Below are 15,771 nucleotides of genomic sequence, written 5' to 3'. Positions count from 1 at the left end.
CGAGTTCAAGTTGAGCGAATCCAGTGCGACGATTGCCAGTAACACCTTGATCGTGCTGGCGGGCGCGTGAGGCTCATATGGATTGCGGGAGGCCAGGATTCGACCGGTGTCGAGATCCGCCAGCAGCCACGCCGGGGCAGGCCCGTCGGGCAGCGCGACCGCGCCGGCTGGTTCGAAGCCGGTGTCAGCCGGCGCCGGGGCGGCGACCGCGATGGCCATGCACACCGTGATGCTCAACGTGGCCAACAGCTTTCGCACGACTGCCCAGCCTACTGAGCACGCCTGCCGACGAGGTCTCGGATGCGTTGCGATTCAGCAACTTAGAGTGAGCCGACGCTGGCCTGTCGGTTCTGGGCGAAGCCCCAATCCAACAGGCCGGCTGCCTGATCCCAATATGTCGGCCCGCCTTCGTGGATGAGCCCGAACATCATCGCGATCACCAAGCGGCGACCACCCCGTTCGGCCGCGGCGACGAACGTCTTCTTGGCCGCGTCGGTGAACCCGGTCTTACCACCGAGCGTGCCGGGATAGCGATGCAGCAGCTCGTCCTCATTTACGAGCGGCTTGTCGCCGGCGTCACTCGGGAACATCGCGACCGGTTGTGCGGTGATCTGGGCGAACGTCGGATTGGCCATCGCGGCGCGGAAGATGGTGGCCAGGTCGTGGGGGGTGGTCAGGCCTGCTCCGCCTGGACCGTCCAGCCCGGACGGCGTGGCGGCGTGCGTGTGCACCGCGCCGAGGGATGCCGCTTTGGCGTTCATCTTGGCCACTGCGGCGTCGTAGCCGCCGATCGTGTCGGCCAGGGCGTTGGCGGCGTCGTTGCCCGAGGCCAGCAATACCGCGTCGAGCAGCTGCCGTGCGGTGTAGGTGCGGCCTGGTTTGATTCCCGCGCAATTGCATTCGACGTGGGTGTCGGCTTCGGTGCCGACGACTGTGGCGTCCAGGCTGGGCAGCTCGTCGAGCGCGGTGAGCGCCAGCAGGGTCTTGATCGTGCTGGCAGGGGGATGGGGCACATCCATTTCGCGACCGGCCAGCACCTGGCCGGTGTCCATGTCGGCGACGATCCATGCCGGGGCCGGACCGTCGGGGATCGGCACACTGCCGACCGGTTGGACGTCGGGCTCGGCCGAGGCGACCGGTGTAACCGCCAGCAGGACCAGACTCAGGCATGCCGTGAGCGCGGCGACGAACCTCCCCATGGGACGTGCAGCCTAATCCGGCGCCCGATCGTGTTCAATCAACGGATGTTGAGCCTGGAGGAGATTTCGGATCGGTTCGAGATCCAGCAACTGCTGATCGACTACTCGACGGCCATCGACAAGCGACGATTCGATGACCTCGACCGGGTCTTCACCCCCGACGCCTACATCGACTATCGCGCGATGGGCGGGATCGACGGCCGCTATCCCGAAGTGAAGGCGTGGCTGGCGCAGGTGCTGCCGAACTTCCCCGCCTATGCGCACATGCTGGGCAATTTCGACGTTCGCATCGTCGGTGATTCCGCGTCGTCGCACACCATCTGCTTCAACCCGATGGTGCTCGGCGGTGAGCAGAATCAGATCCTGTTCTGCGGCCTCTGGTACGACGACGAGTTCGTCAGAACCTCCGATGGCTGGCGCATGAGCCGTCGCGTCGAGGCCAAATGCTTCGACAAGATCGTGTGAGTTACGCCGCCGGTCGACCGACGAACGGGTAGCGAGGCATCGGCTTCTCGTCGATTCGGCTCTGCTCCACCTGAGAGTCCGAATTCGCCAGTGCGCCAGCAATTTTGGCAGCAGTTGCAGTGGCCACATCGTGCCCACTAGGCGTCTGTATCGCCGGCACTCCACTTAGCGGCGCGCCAGCCTGCTCCTGCACGGCCGAGTCGGTCGGAGATGCGGAGGGAGAAGACGGGATTGAAGATGTCCATCCGGAGCCGAGTCAGCGTGGAGCTCTTGATGCGCCACTGCCCGTCGATCTTTTCGTAGGTCTCGTGGTAGTGGCCGAAGCCATTCAGGTTCAATCCCGGCGCCAGCCGGACGATGTCATTGAGCGCCCAGACTCCACGCGCAGTTGTTGCGGACGTCACCTCGATCTCCGGCGCGTGTACTTGGTGCACCGTCGGCTGAGAGGCCTTGCCGATGTTGCGGCGGGTGAAGGCGACGAACTCGTCGGCTCCCCGGATCAGTTTCCCGCCGGCCTGCGACGTGTCGCTGAGGAAGTCGTCGGCGAAGATCCAACGCCATGCCGTCCAGTCCTTGATGTCCAGGTAGCGGCAGTAGCGGGCTTTCAACTGCTTGATCGCCTCGATTTCCAGCAGGGGACCGGCGTCGTCCATAACCTCAGCGTGACACTTTCGCCACAAGTTGTAAAGATCGGCGGCGGTCCGCCTGGATGGATTTCACCGGTAGGGGCTGTTCTGGCACAATGGTCGGCTGTCTGCCACGCGACCCGTTGTGTGCGATCCGCCTCCGGCTTCTCGCACGGCGCTTGCGCGGCGGTCACACACGTAAGGCAAAACCGGATCCGGGCAATTCCGCCCGTATCGCCGAATTGCAGCGTGGCAATCACAGGAGATCGTTTCATCATGGCTGTCAAGATCAAGCTCACCCGGCTTGGCAAGATCCGCAATCCCCAGTACCGCATCGCCGTCGCCGACGCGCGCACCCGCCGCGACGGCCGCTCCATCGAGGTCATCGGCCGGTACCACCCGAAGGAAGAGCCCAGCCTCATCGAGATCAACTCGGAGCGGGCCCAGTACTGGCTGTCCGTCGGCGCGCAGCCGACCGAGCCGGTCCTGCAGCTGCTGAAGATCACCGGCGACTGGCAGAAGTTCAAGGGCCTGCCCGGGGCCGAGGGCACGCTGAAGGTCAAGGAGCCCAAGCCGAGCAAGCTGGACCTGTTCAACGCGGCGCTGGCCGAGGCCGAGGGCGGCCCGAGCACCGAAGCCACGCAGTCCAAGAAGAAGAAGGCGCCCGCCAAGAAGGCTGCCGAGAAGGCCGATGACGCCACCGAGGCGCAGGCGCAGGCTGCTCCGGTAAAGGACGAGTCTGAGGCAGCGGCCGAAGGCGCCGACGCGACCACCGCGCCCGAGCCGTCCGAGAGCTGAGCGCGACCGTGAGCACTGTCGTCGTCGACGCCGTCGAGCATCTGGTCCGCGGGATCGTCGACAACCCCGACGATGTTCGGGTCGACATGGTGACCAGTCGGCGCGGCCGCACCGTGGAGGTGCACGTGCATCCCGATGACCTCGGCAAGGTCATCGGTCGTGGCGGCCGCACCGCGACCGCGCTGCGCACGCTGGTGGCCGGCATCGGCGGCCGCGGCATCCGCGTCGACGTGGTGGACACCGACCAATAGCGGTCCGGATATGGACCTCGTAGTCGGGCGGGTCGCCAAGGCGCACGGCGTCACAGGTGAGGTCGTCGTCGAGGTCCGCACCGACGACCCCGACACCCGCTTCGCACCGGGCAATACGCTGCGCGGCAAGCCCAGGACCGGTCCCGAGCGGCGGTATGCCGTGGAGTCGGCACGTGACCACGGCGGCCGGTTGCTCGTCCGGCTGGAGGGTGTGGCCGATCGCGATGCCGCGGAGGCGCTGAAAGGCGTGCTGTTCCTCGTCGACTCCGAGGACCTGCCGCCGATCGCGGATCCCGACGAGTTCTACGACCACCAGCTGGAGGGCCTAAGCGTGCGCACCATCGCCGGTGTGCCGGTCGGCACCGTGGCCGAGGTGTTGCACACCGCCGCAGGCGAACTCCTGTCGGTGCGCACTGAGCAGGGCGAGGTGCTCGTGCCGTTCGTCAGCGCGATCGTCACCTCCGTATCGCTTGCGGATCAGACCATCGAAATCGATCCGCCTGAAGGGCTGCTGGAGCTATAGGGATGCGCAGCCGTGCTCATTGATGTGGTGACGATCTTCCCCGACTACCTTGATCCTCTGCGAGAGTCATTGCCGGGCAAGGCGATTGACTCCGGGATAATCCGGCTTGCTGTCCACGACCTTCGACAGTGGACGCACGACGTGCACCGGTCCGTCGACGACGCTCCGTACGGCGGCGGTCCCGGCATGGTGATGAAGGCTCCGGTGTGGGGCGAGGCGCTCGACGAGATCTGTTCGGAAGAAACCCTTCTCGTGGTCCCGACACCGGCGGGCAGGCTTTTCACGCAAGCCGATGCGCAACGCTGGCGCACCGAAAAGCATCTGGTGTTCGCGTGCGGCCGATACGAGGGCATCGATCAGCGCGTCGTCGACGATGCGGCCCGCCGGATGCGGGTCGAAGAGATCTCGATCGGCGACTACGTGCTGCCGGGTGGGGAGTCGGCGGCGCTGGTGATGATCGAAGCCGTCGTTCGGCTATTGCCCGATGTACTGGGCAATCCCGCGTCGCACCAGGACGATTCGCATTCGGACGGTCTATTGGAAGGCCCGAGCTATACGCGTCCGGCCAGTTGGCGCGGACTCGATGTGCCTGAGGTGCTGTTGTCGGGTGACCACGCCAAGGTCGCGGCCTGGCGTCGCGAACAGGCGCTGCAGCGTACCCGGGAGCGCCGCCCCGACCTGCTGGACTAGATCCGGCCGCCCGGGAACATCGTCTTGACGACCTGGGTGATGGTGTTGCGCGCCGTGGTGTCGTCGGTGGCCTGCATCGAGCCGATCGCTATCACAAAGCGACGATCCGAGCCGACGACGCCGGTGGACATGTGCATCCAGTTGCCGCCGTTCCAGCAGCACATCCAGCCCTGCTTGACTGCGACCTGCTCGGCGTAGAGCCCATCGGGGATCCCGAATCGCTGCGGGTAGCCGTCGATGCCGATCGGCGTGGATTGCGCGAGATTCGACAGGATGATGCTGGCCTCTTCGGAGGGGAGCCCTCCGCTGCCGTCCAGCAGCATGTCGTAGTAGTGGACCAGGTCGGCGGGCGTACTCATGGTGTTCCACCAGTGGCCGTCGTAGGGCGTCGTCGTCGACTTCAACCCATACCGCGCGGCCACCCGGGTGACGATGGCGCTTCCGCCGCCACGGTTCCAGAAGTTCTCGGCCGCGCTGTCGTCGGAGGACCGCAACATGACGTCAAGCGAAGCGCGGTCGGCGAGGGAGAGCTGGGTCTGGCCCTTCGCCTCCTGCAGCAGCAGGTCGTCGGCGATGAACAGTTTGGCCACCGAGGCAATCGGAAGCGCATCGTTGCCGTTGGTGATGATCTGATCGGTGTTGCGGTCCAGGATCACCGCGGAGATGTCGGCTCCGGCCCTGGTGGCCTCGGCCATCGCCTGCTGCGCCCGGATGTTGAGGCCGTCGAAGGCGGCTGCGGGCTCGTCGGGCGGGACCTCCGGCAGCGGGGCCATGGTGCCCATCGGTGCGATGACGGTCAGCTGCGGGCCGGCGGGTTCTGGTGGCTCGCCGTAGACCTTGGCTTCGCAACCAGCGATAACGGGCATCGCGGCGACGATGGCTACGGTTGCCGTGACCAGCCGCGACGGCCGCCCGCGCATGACCCTCCTGAAGTGTTTCCGACGCCGAAAGTCAGGGTTTGCCGCACCGTCCCTGCCAGTGTCTAAAGCGTAACGGTTGGGTGCATGGATCGCGTGCTTAGTGGTCCTTGGCGTTTCGCGGCCGGCCGCAGGTGGCGATTTCACTGGACGGGTGCCGATCTGGCACAATTGAGCAGTTGTCCGCGTGGGCTTTCGAATACCGCCCACCGCGAGACGCCCCAGAAACGCCCGGAGATCGGCTCGACGACGCGCGTCACAGCGTGACAGACCGCTCTCAGCCGTCAACAGCAAGGAAGTGTCACCGATGAACACGCTGGACTTCGTCGATCAGACGTCGCTGCGCGACGACATCCCGGACTTCAGCCCCGGCGACACCGTCAACGTGCACGTGAAGGTCATCGAGGGTTCCAAGGAACGCATCCAGGTCTTCAAGGGTGTCGTCCTTCGCCGCCAGGGCGGGGGCATCCGCGAGACGTTCACGGTGCGCAAGGAAAGCTACGGCGTCGGTGTCGAGCGGACCTTCCCCGTGCACTCGCCCAACATCGACCACATCGACGTCGTCACCCGGGGTGACGTGCGTCGCGCGAAGCTGTACTACCTGCGCGAACTGCGTGGCAAGAAGGCGAAGATCAAGGAAAAGCGCTGACTTCGGCTCCGGACGAGGTCTGATCCGTGGAACCCGAGCAGCGCGGCGGGAAGCATCGCGCTGACTACGCTGATGCGGTGACCGGATCTACTGACCCCGACGACGTGGCAGGTGAGCAGACGCTCGAGCCGGTCGATTCTGATACCGACGCCGACGACACGACCACCGACGAACCGAAGAAGAAGCGTGGTGCGCTGCGCGAAGCCGCGGTTCTGATCACCATCGCGGTGGTCCTCTACTACGTCATGCTGACGTTCGTTGCCCGGCCGTATTTGATTCCATCTGAATCAATGGAACCGACGCTGCACGGTTGCAACGGCTGTGTCGGCGATCGGATCATGGTCGACAAGCTGACGTATCGGTTTTCCACGCCGCAGCCGGGCGATGTCGTCGTGTTCAAGGGCCCACCGAACTGGAACATCGGCTACAAGTCGATCAGGTCGAAGAACACCGTCGTGCGTTGGGTGCAAAACGCGCTGTCGTTCGTGGGTTTTGTTCCGCCCGACGAGAACGACTTGGTCAAACGGGTCATCGCGGTCGGCGGCCAGACTGTCGAGTGCCGCGCGAACACCGGATTGACCGTGGACGGTAAGCCGCTCAACGAGCCATACCTGGACCCGAACACGATGATGGCCGATCCCAAGGTCTACCCCTGCCTGGGCAATGAGTTCGGACCCGTAAAGGTTCCCGACGGCCGGCTGTGGGTGATGGGCGACAACAGGACCCATTCGGCGGATTCACGCGCGCACTGCGGCAATACGCCGGTCGACGCTCAGCGCGGACTGTTGTGCACGGGTGACCCGATGGCCGGGACGGTCCCGGTAGACAATGTCATTGGAAAGGCACGGTTCATCGCCTGGCCGCCGTCGCGGTGGGGTGGAGTCCACGCGGTGGACCCGCAGACTCAATAGGGGGACCGATGAGCCGCTTGCGCGAAGAGCGGAGGGCTTGAGTCTTGCCGGCGACATGGCCTCCGCGAACTGTGATCCGGAAGTCTTCAGGCCTGCGAACTCTGGAGTCCGCGCTATATCGCGGCGGGCTGGGCCCAGTGGCGGGAGTCGACGAGGTGGGTCGCGGCGCATGCGCGGGCCCGTTGGTGGTCGCGGCGTGTGTGCTCGGGCCGAACCGGTTGGAGAGCCTGGCTGCGCTCGACGACTCGAAGAAGCTCAACGAGAAAGAGCGCGAACGGCTGTTTCCGCTGATTCGCCGCTATGCGCTGGCCTATCACGTGGTGTTCATCCCGTCGGTCGAGGTGGATCGGCGGGGCGTGCATGTGGCGAACATCGAGGGCATGCGCCGGGCAGTGGCCGGTCTGTCGGTGCGGCCCGGTTACGTGTTGTCCGACGGGTTCAGGGTTCCGGGCTTGCCGATGCCGTCGTTACCTGTGGTCGGAGGCGACGCGGCGGCGGCTTGTATCGCGGCGGCCAGCGTGCTGGCCAAGGTGAGTCGTGACCGGGCGATGGTCAAGATGGAGGCCGAACATCCAGGCTACGGATTCGCCGAGCACAAGGGCTATGGCACCCCGGCCCATAGTGCGGCGCTGGCTGAGCTGGGGCCGTGCAGCCAGCACCGATACTCGTTCATCAATGTGCGTCGGTTGGTGGCGATCGAGGGTGAGTTGGTGCCGGAGGACGCGCTTGACACCGAACCCGAGCAGCAGAGCCAACTGGGGTAGGGGAAGATGGGACTAGATCTACATGAAGGACTGCTGAGCCGATGAGTGCCGAAGATCTCGAGAAGTATGAAACCGAGATGGAGCTCTCGCTCTACCGCGAATACAAGGACATCGTCGGGCAGTTCAGCTACGTCGTGGAGACGGAGCGGCGGTTCTACCTGGCCAACAGCGTGGAGCTGGTGCCGCGCAACTCCGAGGGCGAGGTCTACTTCGAACTGAGGCTGGCCGACGCCTGGGTGTGGGACATGTACCGTCCCGCCCGCTTCGTCAAGCAGGTGCGGGTGATCACCTTCAAGGACGTCAACATCGAAGAGGTCGAAAAGCCCGAGCTGCGCCTGCCGGAGTAGTCGCACTAACTGGCGCGACACAGCTTGCGCGTGCGGGCTCTCGTCGGCGAGGCGAAAAGACGAGGTCTTCTATCAGCCTGCATTGTCTGAACCCTGTGATTAGATGATCGGGAACAAAGATTAGGTTACAAACGAGGACTGCACTTTGGGCGCAAGACCGCTCCGCATCGTCGTCTGGTCGACCGGAGGAGTCGGGTCGACCGCGATCGACGCCGTCCGGCGGCGTCCCGACCTCGACCTCGTGGGTGTCTGGGTGCACTCACCCGAGAAAGTAGGCTGCGACGCAGGCGAACTCGCAGGCGGCGGGCCCATCGGAATCACCGCAACGAACGATACCGACGCACTGATCGCGCTAAAGCCCGACTGCGTCGTCTACTCCGCCAGTGGGCCACAGCGCGACGCCGGCGCGGTCCCCGACTACCTCCGGCTACTCGCGGCCGGAATCAACGTTGTGTCGACGACATCGACCAGCCTGGTCTATCCGCCCGTGTACTTCGCGGCCGAGTGGCGCGATCAACTGCAGCAGGCTGCGAAGCAGGGAAACGCCTCGTTCTACGCGTCGGGGATCTTCCCCGGATTCGGCTCCGACCAACTGGCACTCCTGATGACCACGCAGTCGAAGAGCATCCGGACGATCACCGCGACCGAGGTCGCGCTCAACGACCACTATCCGGTGGCCAGCGTGATGATGGACGGGATGGGATTCGGCCGGCCGCTCGACTTCGAACCGATGCTCAAAACCCCGGGATTTATCGAAATGGCCTGGAATGCACCGATTCACCTCATCGCTGACGGTCTCGGCGCCGAGGTGCAGGAGATCCATGGATCGCTGGACCGCCGTGTGACTGATCGTGATATCCACGTCGCATTCGGGACGATCGCCGCGGGAACATGCGGCGCCGTACGAACTCGCGCCGCGGGCATTGTCGATGGGCGCGAGGCGATCGTAATCGAACACATCATCCGGATGGCCCGCGATGTGGCTCCTGACTGGTTGAGTTCCGAGTACGACGCGACGTATCGCGTCGATATCGACGGTGAACCCGACATCCACTGCTCGATGACGCTCGGCGACGCCGAAGGTCACGGCGCAGGCAGGGGAGCGATGGCCGCCACCGCGATGCGGGTCGTCAACGCGGTGCCCTACGTCGTAGCGGCACCCGCGGGCCTACTCAGCTCGCTCGACCTGCCGATCACCTTGCCGCGCTACGTGTTCTCCTGATGGGGCGGCATTACCCGCGACGGTCGACCACTCCGCGCAGCATCGTGTCGCGGACGTGGATGAGTGAGGGGCGGGTGCCCAACTCGTGCAGGATGTTCTCCGGAATCCAGCCGACGCCGATGACGCTGCGCGCCAACACCTCGTTTGACGGGCTGTCGATCTTGATCTCGCCCGACCGAATGCCTTCGGCCAGCAGCGATTTCATCTGTCGAACGCGTTTAGCGAACAGCCAGCCGGGATTCGGGGTGTCCGGGGGAGATTGCCGCATCCACGCGAGCTGGATCCGGAACTCGTCACCGAAACGGTCGAGAGCGTTGGTGTTGACCCAGCTCAGCGCGTCCAGCTTCTCGATCGATGACGCGTCGGAGCGAAGGACGTTCGTCCACCCGGTCGCGACCTTCTCACCGAACGACTGCATGATGGTGGCCAACAGTTCGTCCTTGGATCCGATCAACCGGTATACCGTTCCGGTGCCCATTGCGGCGGCAGAGGCGATGTCCCTGATGGTCGTGACTTCGTAGCCCTTGCGGCCGAATTCGGCTCGCGCGACGGCGCGAATGTGGGCGGCCTTGTCGTTGGGCTCGGCGTCGCTATCATCCATCCACGATTGCACGACGTCGTCGGCGGCAATGAATGCGGCAGACCGGTCGAGTTGTGCGTCGGTGGGTGGGACGGCGGCGAGTCCTTCCAGCAGAATCAGGCACAGCAATGTCGCCACCTTGTCGGCGCCGGCGTTGTGGCGGATCACGTCGAGCCCGACCTGCAACATCGTCTGGACGATGCGGTCGGCCAAGACGGGCAGGTCGACATCGGACCGAAGGTAACCGCTCCACCGCGCAGCCCGAAGCGTCTGCAGCATGGCTTCCAAGATGGCCGTCGGCCGCTGCTGGGCCAATCCGGTCAGTTCCGGATTGGAGCTGGGGCCTTCGTAAAACGTCATCTGGAGCGCGGCGCGATGAGTGACCGCGCACTGCGCAATCGCCGTGCTGAGATCAACGATTCGGTCGAACGCAGATCGCGAGTCGGGCTCGTCCAGTCTGGTTTGGGCGCGCTCAGCGATGTGGTCGAGGTCCGCGTGATAGCGACGGAGCAACTCGACGAGGATGGCTTCCTTCGATTCGAAATGGTGATACAGGCTGCCCGGCAGGATTCCTGCGGCGTCGGCGATTTCCTGCAGCGAGGTGCGCAGGCCCGAGGTCGCGATCAACAATGCCGCCGTCTGCAAGATTTCGGTGCGTCGCGTGCCGTCGTCGTATGCGTGGCGCCGGGCTAGGTTAGGGGAGGCCCCTTGAGCAGTGCGCGGCTTGGGCCGCATCCGAGGAGCCTCCACAACACCTCCAAACCCACGCTCGCGTCACGAGCTTGGTCGAACGAATGTTTGGTTAACGCTATCAGATATCGGCTTCCATTCGTGCCGTGCGGGGCGATGAATACCGCAGGTAAGAACCCATTCGTTGACTCATCGGTGACGCGCCGTTATCGTTCTGAACAAAAATTAGGTCGTGGCGGAGGAGTCGCATGACTGATCCGGGCGTCACCTCGGCGTTGACGCAGGACGTCAAGGATGCGCAGGCCAAGTTCGATGCCGGGATGGGCGCTGATGGGGATGCGTCGCCATACCCGATGTTGGCCGAGCTGAGAGCGAACGCCGCTGTGCATCCCGGCTGGCCCGAAATGGGGATCTTCGAGAACCCGGAAGATGGCCAGCAGATCTACACGGCGTACTCCTTCGATGCGGTGAAGGCCGTGTTCACCGACAATCAGACGTTCAGCACGCGGTGCTACGAGGCGATCGTCCGTCCCCTTCAGGGGCCGACCATCCTCGAAATGCAGGAACCCGAGCACCAGGTCTACCGCAAGCTCCACGAGTTCGCCTTCGCCCGTTCGTCGATGCGCCGGTGGGAGGCTGAGTTGGTCCGTCCACTGGTTGAGCGCACGGTGGACAGGCTGTGTGACGCCAAGCGGGCCGACCTGGTTGAAGAGGTGTTCATGCCGATTCCGGTGCGTGTCATCGCCGCGCTGATCGGCCTGCCGGAGTCTGACATTCCTGAATTCCACCGCCTGGCAATCGATCTGCTCGGATTCCACTCGGACATGGAAAGCGCGCTGAGGGCATCCGCGCAGCTGAAGGAATACTTCGTCGGCATCCTTGCCGACCGCCGTCGTGAACCCCGCGACGACATGGTCACCGTGCTGGCCGAGGCCGACATCGACGGCGTTCGGATGTCCGACGAACAGATCTACGGCTTCATGCGCAATCTGTTGCCCGCCGGCGCCGAAACCACGTCGCGGTCAACGGCCAGTCTGGCGTTGGGGCTGTTGACTCACCCCGAACAGCTCGCTGCCGTGGTGGTCGATCGGAATCTGCTTCCGCAGGCGATCGAGGAAGGCATCCGCTGGGAAACCCCGCTGCTGAACTTCATGCGTGAGACCACCCGCGACGTCGAGTTTCACGCACACCACATTCCCGCTGGCTCGACGATATCCGTCAACCTCGGAAGCGCCAACCACGACGAGGCCAGGTGGGTCGACCCGGAACACTTCGACATCTTTCGGGAACGCAAGCCGCACATCGGTTTCGGACACGGCGCGCACGTCTGCCTCGGCATGCACCTCGCCCGTCTGGAGAGCACCCTGATCTTCAACGCGCTGTTCGACCGGCTGCCGGGGCTCCGGCTCGATCCCGATGCGCCGACGCCCTACGTGTCGGGCATGTACTTCAGGTCCCCGCAGCACCTCAAGGTGGTCTGGGACTGACGGTCAGGCGGTGATGCCGAGCCTTTCACTGACGGCGAAGACTTCGTCGTAGATGGAGCCAGGAACGGTGAACGGTTCTGTTGCGGCTATTTCCGCGAGGTGGGCCGCGATGTCGTCGGCGGTGACGCTGCTCTTGGGTTCGGCCAGCCAACCCTCGCCGAGTCCGATGAAAACCCGCGCGAATCGGCCCCCGCACGCGGAATAGTTCTGATGGCTGAACTCGCAGGCTCGACTGGCCAGGAACATCACGATCGGTGCGACGAGCTCTGGACGGATCGCCTTGAAGAACCCGCTTTCCTCAACCGCCTTCGGATCGCCGAGTGTCTCGGTGACCATACGGGAAAGGCCAAACGGCAGAACCGTATTGGCGAGGATTCCGTGCGGTGCACCTTCGAGCGCGATGACATTGGCGAGCCCGACAAGGCCGGCCTTCGCTGCCGCGTAGTGCGCCTCCAGGTGTTGGCCGAACATACCGGCCGAGGATGCGATGAACACGAACCTGCCGTAGCCCCGCGACTTCATCACTTGATACGCCGGCTGGGCCAAGTAGAAGCCGCCGTCCAGATGGACCCGTAGCATTCGGCGCCAGTCGTCGACCGTCAGCTCGTCGAAGGGGATGCTGTTGAAGATCCCGGCGTTGCTGACGACCGCGTCCAATCGACCGAAGTGTTCGACTGCTGTTTGCACGATCGCCTGACCGCCTTCGGGACTGTCGACCGAATCGTGGGACGCCACTGCGGTGCCGCCCGCGGTGACGATTTCGTCGACAACCTGGTCTGCGACAGTGTCGTCCGACCCTTCGCCGCCCATGGTTCCGCCGAGGTCGTTGACCACCACTGAGGCTCCGCGCCTTGCCAATTCGACGGCGTAAAGGCGGCCCAGCCCACGGCCCGCACCCGTGACGACGGCAACCTGCCCGGTGAAATCGATCATGTCGCCTCCGGTCATTGACTAGCGATGGTGCCGAACCTTACGTTGGAACAGATATTTGGTCAACGAACGAGGTGACGTGCAAGGCTCGACCACGATCGATGACGGACACGGCCCGCAACGGCTGCGCTTGCTCGCTTCCGCGCTGGCCGGCCGTACGGTCGCGGTGGCGGCAGGCGACCCTGGCGAGGCCGCGTGGACGGACGGCATCACGGTTTTCGTCGATGCCGCCCTCGGTTCGCGTGCGCAGGTCGAGTCCGTGACAGTCCAGGCGTCCTTGCTCGGCGGAGGAGGCCTCGACCCGGACATCATCCGCAAGTTGCTTCGGCGCCCGACGCTGGCCAGACGCTACCTCGCGGTCGAAGGTCAGCGGGCGTTGGCGGCGAATGAGGACCTTCTCCCGTTTTCACTTCGTTCGATCATCGATCTGAGGCTCGCGACCCGTGCGAACTCCCCAGCGGAGTCGCTGGCGGTGGCAAAGGGTAGGGACAGGCTCGACGGGCCGCCCGAGAACTTCGGTGTGATCAAGGCCCGCAACCTGCTTGCGGCGGGCGCCGCGGCCGGGCAATCGGAGGTATCCGGGGCGCACGCATCCCGCCGCGAGTCCAAGAAGGCGTTGGCCGAATTCGACGATGCCGTCGACGACGAGGTGATGGACCCGTTCTCCAGTCCCGTCGGTGGTGGCGGTGTGGCAGGAAAACTTTTGCAGCGCTTGATGAGCCGGGTCCGTCAGCTCAGCGGCGGCGGTGCACCGGGCGCGGATACCCCTACCCATCGGTCGCACAAGGGAATTCGCGGTGCCGGAGCGGTGGCCTCAACGTCGACAGCTCTGTCGGACACCGACGGCGCCGACGGCGGCGGCCACGGGCGGAAGTATCCGGAATGGGACGTTTACCGCAGACGCTATCGGCCTGACTGGTGCACAGTGCACGAGATCGAACCGCCAGATGACAACACCAAGCCGCTGGCTCGACCGGATGTCCACGCGCTGCGGCGGCCACTCACCCGGCTCGGGATCGGGCTGGACCGCTGCCACCGGCAGACGCAGGGCGACGACATCGACGTCGACGCCGCCGTCGAGGCCCGGGTCGAGTTGTTGGCCGGGTCGGCGCCCGACGAAGCCGTCTACCTCGACAATCTGCGCCGGCGGCGTGATCTCGCCGTCCTGGTGCTGCTCGACGTCTCGGGTTCGGTCGCCGAGGCGGGCACCTTCGGTCAAACTGTGCACGAACAGCAGCGGACCGCAGCGGCCGCCATCACCATCGCGCTGCACCAGCTTGGCGACCGCGTGGCGCTGTACGCCTTCCAGTCACAGGGCCGCGCGTCGGTGAACATTGTTCCGGTCAAACGATTCGACGACCACCTTGACGCGTCGGTGATGCGCCGCCTCGGCGGCCTCGCCCCGGGCGCCTATTCGCGGCTCGGCGCAGCTATTCGTCATGGCACGTCGGTGATCGTGGAGAAAGCTGGAACGACGCGACGGTTACTCGTCGTGCTCTCCGACGGGCTGGCGTATGACCACGGCTACGAACGTTTGTACGGCGCGGCGGATGCGCGCCGAGCGCTGAGCGAGGCCCGTCGACAGGGGATGGGTTGCCTCTGTCTGACCATTGGCGCGGCCACCGACAGCGGTGAACTCCAGCGCGTCTTCGGCAGTGCCGCGCATGCGTCCATTCCCAAACCGACCCAACTGGCCGACTACATCGGCCCGTTGTTCCGTGCGGCGCTCCATACCGCCGATCTGCGTCGTCGCGTCTCGTAAAGGAGGAATTGAACCAAACATCTGGTCCAAGCTAGGGTGATCGTGCTCCCGCGAAAGCACTTCGGAGGGAAGGAAGACGATGCCGGTGAAGCCGCCGCGTCCGTATTACGTGCCGATCGCCAACGAGGAGCAGGTATTCAAGGCGGCCTACCGCCAGGGGTTGTCCGTCGTGCTGAAAGGGCCCACCGGATGTGGGAAGACCCGGTTCGTCGAGGCAATGGCGCACGATCTCGACTGCCCGCTCATCACGGTTTCGTGCCATGACGACCTGACTACCGCGGACCTTGTCGGTCGATTCCTGTTGCGCGGGGGCGACACTGAGTGGGTCGACGGCCCGTTGACACGAGCAGTGCGTGACGGGGCGATCTGCTACCTCGACGAGGTTGTGGAGGCCCGCCAGGACACCACCGTGGTGCTGCACCCGCTGGCCGATCACCGGCGCCAGTTGCCGATCGAACGACTGGGCATCACTCTCGACGCCGCACCGGGATTTTGCCTGGTTGTGTCGTACAACCCGGGCTATCAGAGCGTGCTCAAGGATCTCAAGGACTCGACGCGGCAACGAATGGTCGCCATCGAGTTCGGCTTCCCCACGCCGGACGTGGAGGAGAAGATCCTCGTCAACGAGGCAGGCATCAGCCATGACAGGGCTGCCGAGCTCGTTCGGCTGGGCCAGGCCATCCGGCGTCTGGAGACGGGCGGCCTGCGAGAGGTGGCATCGACCCGGGTGCTCATCGCGGCAGGTCAGCTGATCGCCGAAGGCCTTGGCCCGCGTGAGGCAGCACGCTCTGCCATTGCCGGACCGCTGACCGACGATTCGACGGTGACGCGGGGACTGGTCGAAATGATCGACGTCTACCTGGCCGATCCGCCCTCAAACGATTGACGCTACGGGGCAGCCTCGCTAGGGTCAGAACAAATATTAGGTTCTATCGGGCATTGCGAAGAGTGCGCGCCAAC

18 protein-coding genes and 1 pseudogene are annotated in these 15,771 nt (G+C 64.8%); 13 read left to right on the top strand and 6 right to left on the bottom strand.

Annotation, left to right across the window (positions count from 1 at the left end):
* Positions 1–258, bottom strand: a pseudogene (locus tag VJV41_RS05220) (D-alanyl-D-alanine carboxypeptidase); the annotation flags it as partial.
* Between the two features lie 62 nt (positions 259–320).
* On the bottom strand, positions 321–1,199 hold the full coding sequence (locus tag VJV41_RS05215; protein WP_325331786.1) for a D-alanyl-D-alanine carboxypeptidase family protein: 879 nt from the start codon (positions 1,197–1,199) through the stop codon (positions 321–323).
* 45 nt (positions 1,200–1,244) lie between these two features.
* On the opposite strand from VJV41_RS05215, the gene VJV41_RS05210 reads away from it, so the two are divergent.
* On the top strand, positions 1,245–1,664 hold the full coding sequence (locus VJV41_RS05210; RefSeq protein WP_325331784.1) for a nuclear transport factor 2 family protein: 420 nt from the start codon (positions 1,245–1,247) through the stop codon (positions 1,662–1,664).
* A gap of 137 nt (positions 1,665–1,801) precedes the next feature.
* Here VJV41_RS05210 and VJV41_RS05205 read toward each other — a convergent pair whose 3' ends face one another.
* Positions 1,802–2,317 carry a nuclear transport factor 2 family protein gene (locus VJV41_RS05205; RefSeq protein WP_325331782.1) on the bottom strand — a complete coding sequence of 172 codons (516 nt, stop codon included), beginning with the start codon at positions 2,315–2,317 and terminating at the stop codon, positions 1,802–1,804.
* Positions 2,318–2,566: 249 nt separating this feature from the next.
* On the opposite strand from VJV41_RS05205, the gene rpsP reads away from it, so the two are divergent.
* Genes rpsP through trmD form a run of 4 tightly spaced genes read left to right on the top strand, consistent with a single transcriptional unit; the run spans position 2,567 to position 4,552 of the window.
* A complete protein-coding gene (gene rpsP / locus VJV41_RS05200; protein WP_325331780.1) occupies positions 2,567–3,088 on the top strand; it encodes a 30S ribosomal protein S16 in 522 nt (173 codons plus the stop codon).
* An 8-nt stretch (positions 3,089–3,096) separates the two neighbouring features.
* On the top strand, positions 3,097–3,339 hold the full coding sequence (locus VJV41_RS05195; RefSeq protein WP_003878715.1) for an RNA-binding protein: 243 nt from the start codon (positions 3,097–3,099) through the stop codon (positions 3,337–3,339).
* Positions 3,340–3,349: 10 nt separating this feature from the next.
* Positions 3,350–3,862 carry a ribosome maturation factor RimM gene (gene rimM, locus VJV41_RS05190; RefSeq protein WP_325331777.1) on the top strand — a complete coding sequence of 171 codons (513 nt, stop codon included), beginning with the start codon at positions 3,350–3,352 and terminating at the stop codon, positions 3,860–3,862.
* 12 nt (positions 3,863–3,874) lie between these two features.
* Complete coding sequence (gene trmD, locus VJV41_RS05185; RefSeq protein WP_325331775.1) at positions 3,875–4,552, top strand: tRNA (guanosine(37)-N1)-methyltransferase TrmD; 678 nt, start codon at positions 3,875–3,877, stop codon at positions 4,550–4,552.
* Here trmD and VJV41_RS05180 read toward each other — a convergent pair.
* A complete protein-coding gene (locus VJV41_RS05180; protein WP_325331773.1) occupies positions 4,549–5,472 on the bottom strand; it encodes a hypothetical protein in 924 nt (307 codons plus the stop codon). The two genes, trmD and VJV41_RS05180, sit on opposite strands and share 4 nt — an antisense overlap.
* Before the next feature lie 304 nt (positions 5,473–5,776).
* Here VJV41_RS05180 and rplS point away from each other — a divergent pair, with 304 nt between their 5' ends.
* From rplS to VJV41_RS05155, 5 genes are all read left to right on the top strand, one after another.
* Entirely contained in the window at positions 5,777–6,118 is a 342-nt protein-coding gene (gene rplS / locus VJV41_RS05175) for a 50S ribosomal protein L19 (protein ID WP_014214050.1), read from the top strand.
* Between the two features lie 26 nt (positions 6,119–6,144).
* Positions 6,145–7,029, top strand: coding sequence for a signal peptidase I (gene lepB, locus VJV41_RS05170; RefSeq protein ID WP_414684882.1), 885 nt, complete (start codon positions 6,145–6,147; stop codon positions 7,027–7,029).
* A 44-nt stretch (positions 7,030–7,073) separates the two neighbouring features.
* Positions 7,074–7,793, top strand: a complete 720-nt coding sequence (locus tag VJV41_RS05165; protein ID WP_325331768.1) for a ribonuclease HII — start codon at positions 7,074–7,076, stop codon at positions 7,791–7,793.
* Positions 7,794–7,834: 41 nt separating this feature from the next.
* Positions 7,835–8,140 carry a DUF2469 domain-containing protein gene (locus VJV41_RS05160; protein ID WP_015306240.1) on the top strand — a complete coding sequence of 102 codons (306 nt, stop codon included), beginning with the start codon at positions 7,835–7,837 and terminating at the stop codon, positions 8,138–8,140.
* 145 nt (positions 8,141–8,285) lie between these two features.
* On the top strand, positions 8,286–9,362 hold the full coding sequence (locus tag VJV41_RS05155; protein ID WP_325331764.1) for a dihydrodipicolinate reductase: 1,077 nt from the start codon (positions 8,286–8,288) through the stop codon (positions 9,360–9,362).
* A 10-nt stretch (positions 9,363–9,372) separates the two neighbouring features.
* Here the strand turns inward: VJV41_RS05155 and VJV41_RS05150 are convergent, their stop codons facing one another.
* Positions 9,373–10,677 carry a TetR/AcrR family transcriptional regulator gene (locus VJV41_RS05150; RefSeq protein WP_325331762.1) on the bottom strand — a complete coding sequence of 435 codons (1,305 nt, stop codon included), beginning with the start codon at positions 10,675–10,677 and terminating at the stop codon, positions 9,373–9,375.
* A gap of 203 nt (positions 10,678–10,880) precedes the next feature.
* Between VJV41_RS05150 and VJV41_RS05145 the strand changes: the two genes are divergently transcribed.
* Positions 10,881–12,119: a cytochrome P450 gene (locus VJV41_RS05145; RefSeq protein WP_325331760.1), complete on the top strand. Its 1,239-nt coding sequence runs from the start codon at positions 10,881–10,883 to the stop codon at positions 12,117–12,119.
* A gap of 3 nt (positions 12,120–12,122) precedes the next feature.
* Here VJV41_RS05145 and VJV41_RS05140 read toward each other — a convergent pair whose 3' ends face one another.
* Positions 12,123–13,052: an SDR family NAD(P)-dependent oxidoreductase gene (locus VJV41_RS05140; RefSeq protein ID WP_325331800.1), complete on the bottom strand. Its 930-nt coding sequence runs from the start codon at positions 13,050–13,052 to the stop codon at positions 12,123–12,125.
* Between the two features lie 76 nt (positions 13,053–13,128).
* On the opposite strand from VJV41_RS05140, the gene VJV41_RS05135 reads away from it, so the two are divergent.
* Positions 13,129–14,811 (top strand): nitric oxide reductase activation protein NorD, encoded by a 1,683-nt coding sequence (locus tag VJV41_RS05135; RefSeq protein WP_325331758.1) that lies wholly within the window; start codon positions 13,129–13,131, stop codon positions 14,809–14,811.
* 79 nt (positions 14,812–14,890) lie between these two features.
* A complete protein-coding gene (locus tag VJV41_RS05130) occupies positions 14,891–15,697 on the top strand; it encodes a CbbQ/NirQ/NorQ/GpvN family protein (protein ID WP_325331756.1) in 807 nt (268 codons plus the stop codon).
* Positions 15,698–15,771 lie beyond the last annotated feature (74 nt).

This window comes from Mycobacterium sp., assembly GCF_035274705.1.
Classification (GTDB): Bacteria; Actinomycetota; Actinomycetes; order Mycobacteriales; family Mycobacteriaceae; genus Mycobacterium.
This window is presented reverse-complemented; position numbering and strand designations above follow the sequence as displayed.

What these genes read in the sequence shown, in the direction of transcription:
- VJV41_RS05215 (WP_325331786.1), bottom strand. Translation starts at nt 1,199, where the DNA reads ATGGGGAGGTTCGTCGCCGCGCTCACGGCATGCCTGAGTCTGGTCCTG.
- VJV41_RS05210 (WP_325331784.1), top strand. Translation starts at nt 1,245, where the DNA reads ATGTTGAGCCTGGAGGAGATTTCGGATCGGTTCGAGATCCAGCAACTG.
- VJV41_RS05205 (WP_325331782.1), bottom strand. Translation starts at nt 2,317, where the DNA reads ATGGACGACGCCGGTCCCCTGCTGGAAATCGAGGCGATCAAGCAGTTG.
- rpsP (WP_325331780.1), top strand. Translation starts at nt 2,567, where the DNA reads ATGGCTGTCAAGATCAAGCTCACCCGGCTTGGCAAGATCCGCAATCCC.
- rimM (WP_325331777.1), top strand. Translation starts at nt 3,350, where the DNA reads ATGGACCTCGTAGTCGGGCGGGTCGCCAAGGCGCACGGCGTCACAGGT.
- VJV41_RS05180 (WP_325331773.1), bottom strand. Translation starts at nt 5,472, where the DNA reads ATGCGCGGGCGGCCGTCGCGGCTGGTCACGGCAACCGTAGCCATCGTC.
- rplS (WP_014214050.1), top strand. Translation starts at nt 5,777, where the DNA reads ATGAACACGCTGGACTTCGTCGATCAGACGTCGCTGCGCGACGACATC.
- VJV41_RS05160 (WP_015306240.1), top strand. Translation starts at nt 7,835, where the DNA reads ATGAGTGCCGAAGATCTCGAGAAGTATGAAACCGAGATGGAGCTCTCG.
- VJV41_RS05150 (WP_325331762.1), bottom strand. Translation starts at nt 10,677, where the DNA reads ATGCGGCCCAAGCCGCGCACTGCTCAAGGGGCCTCCCCTAACCTAGCC.
- VJV41_RS05145 (WP_325331760.1), top strand. Translation starts at nt 10,881, where the DNA reads ATGACTGATCCGGGCGTCACCTCGGCGTTGACGCAGGACGTCAAGGAT.
- VJV41_RS05140 (WP_325331800.1), bottom strand. Translation starts at nt 13,052, where the DNA reads ATGATCGATTTCACCGGGCAGGTTGCCGTCGTCACGGGTGCGGGCCGT.
- VJV41_RS05130 (WP_325331756.1), top strand. Translation starts at nt 14,891, where the DNA reads ATGCCGGTGAAGCCGCCGCGTCCGTATTACGTGCCGATCGCCAACGAG.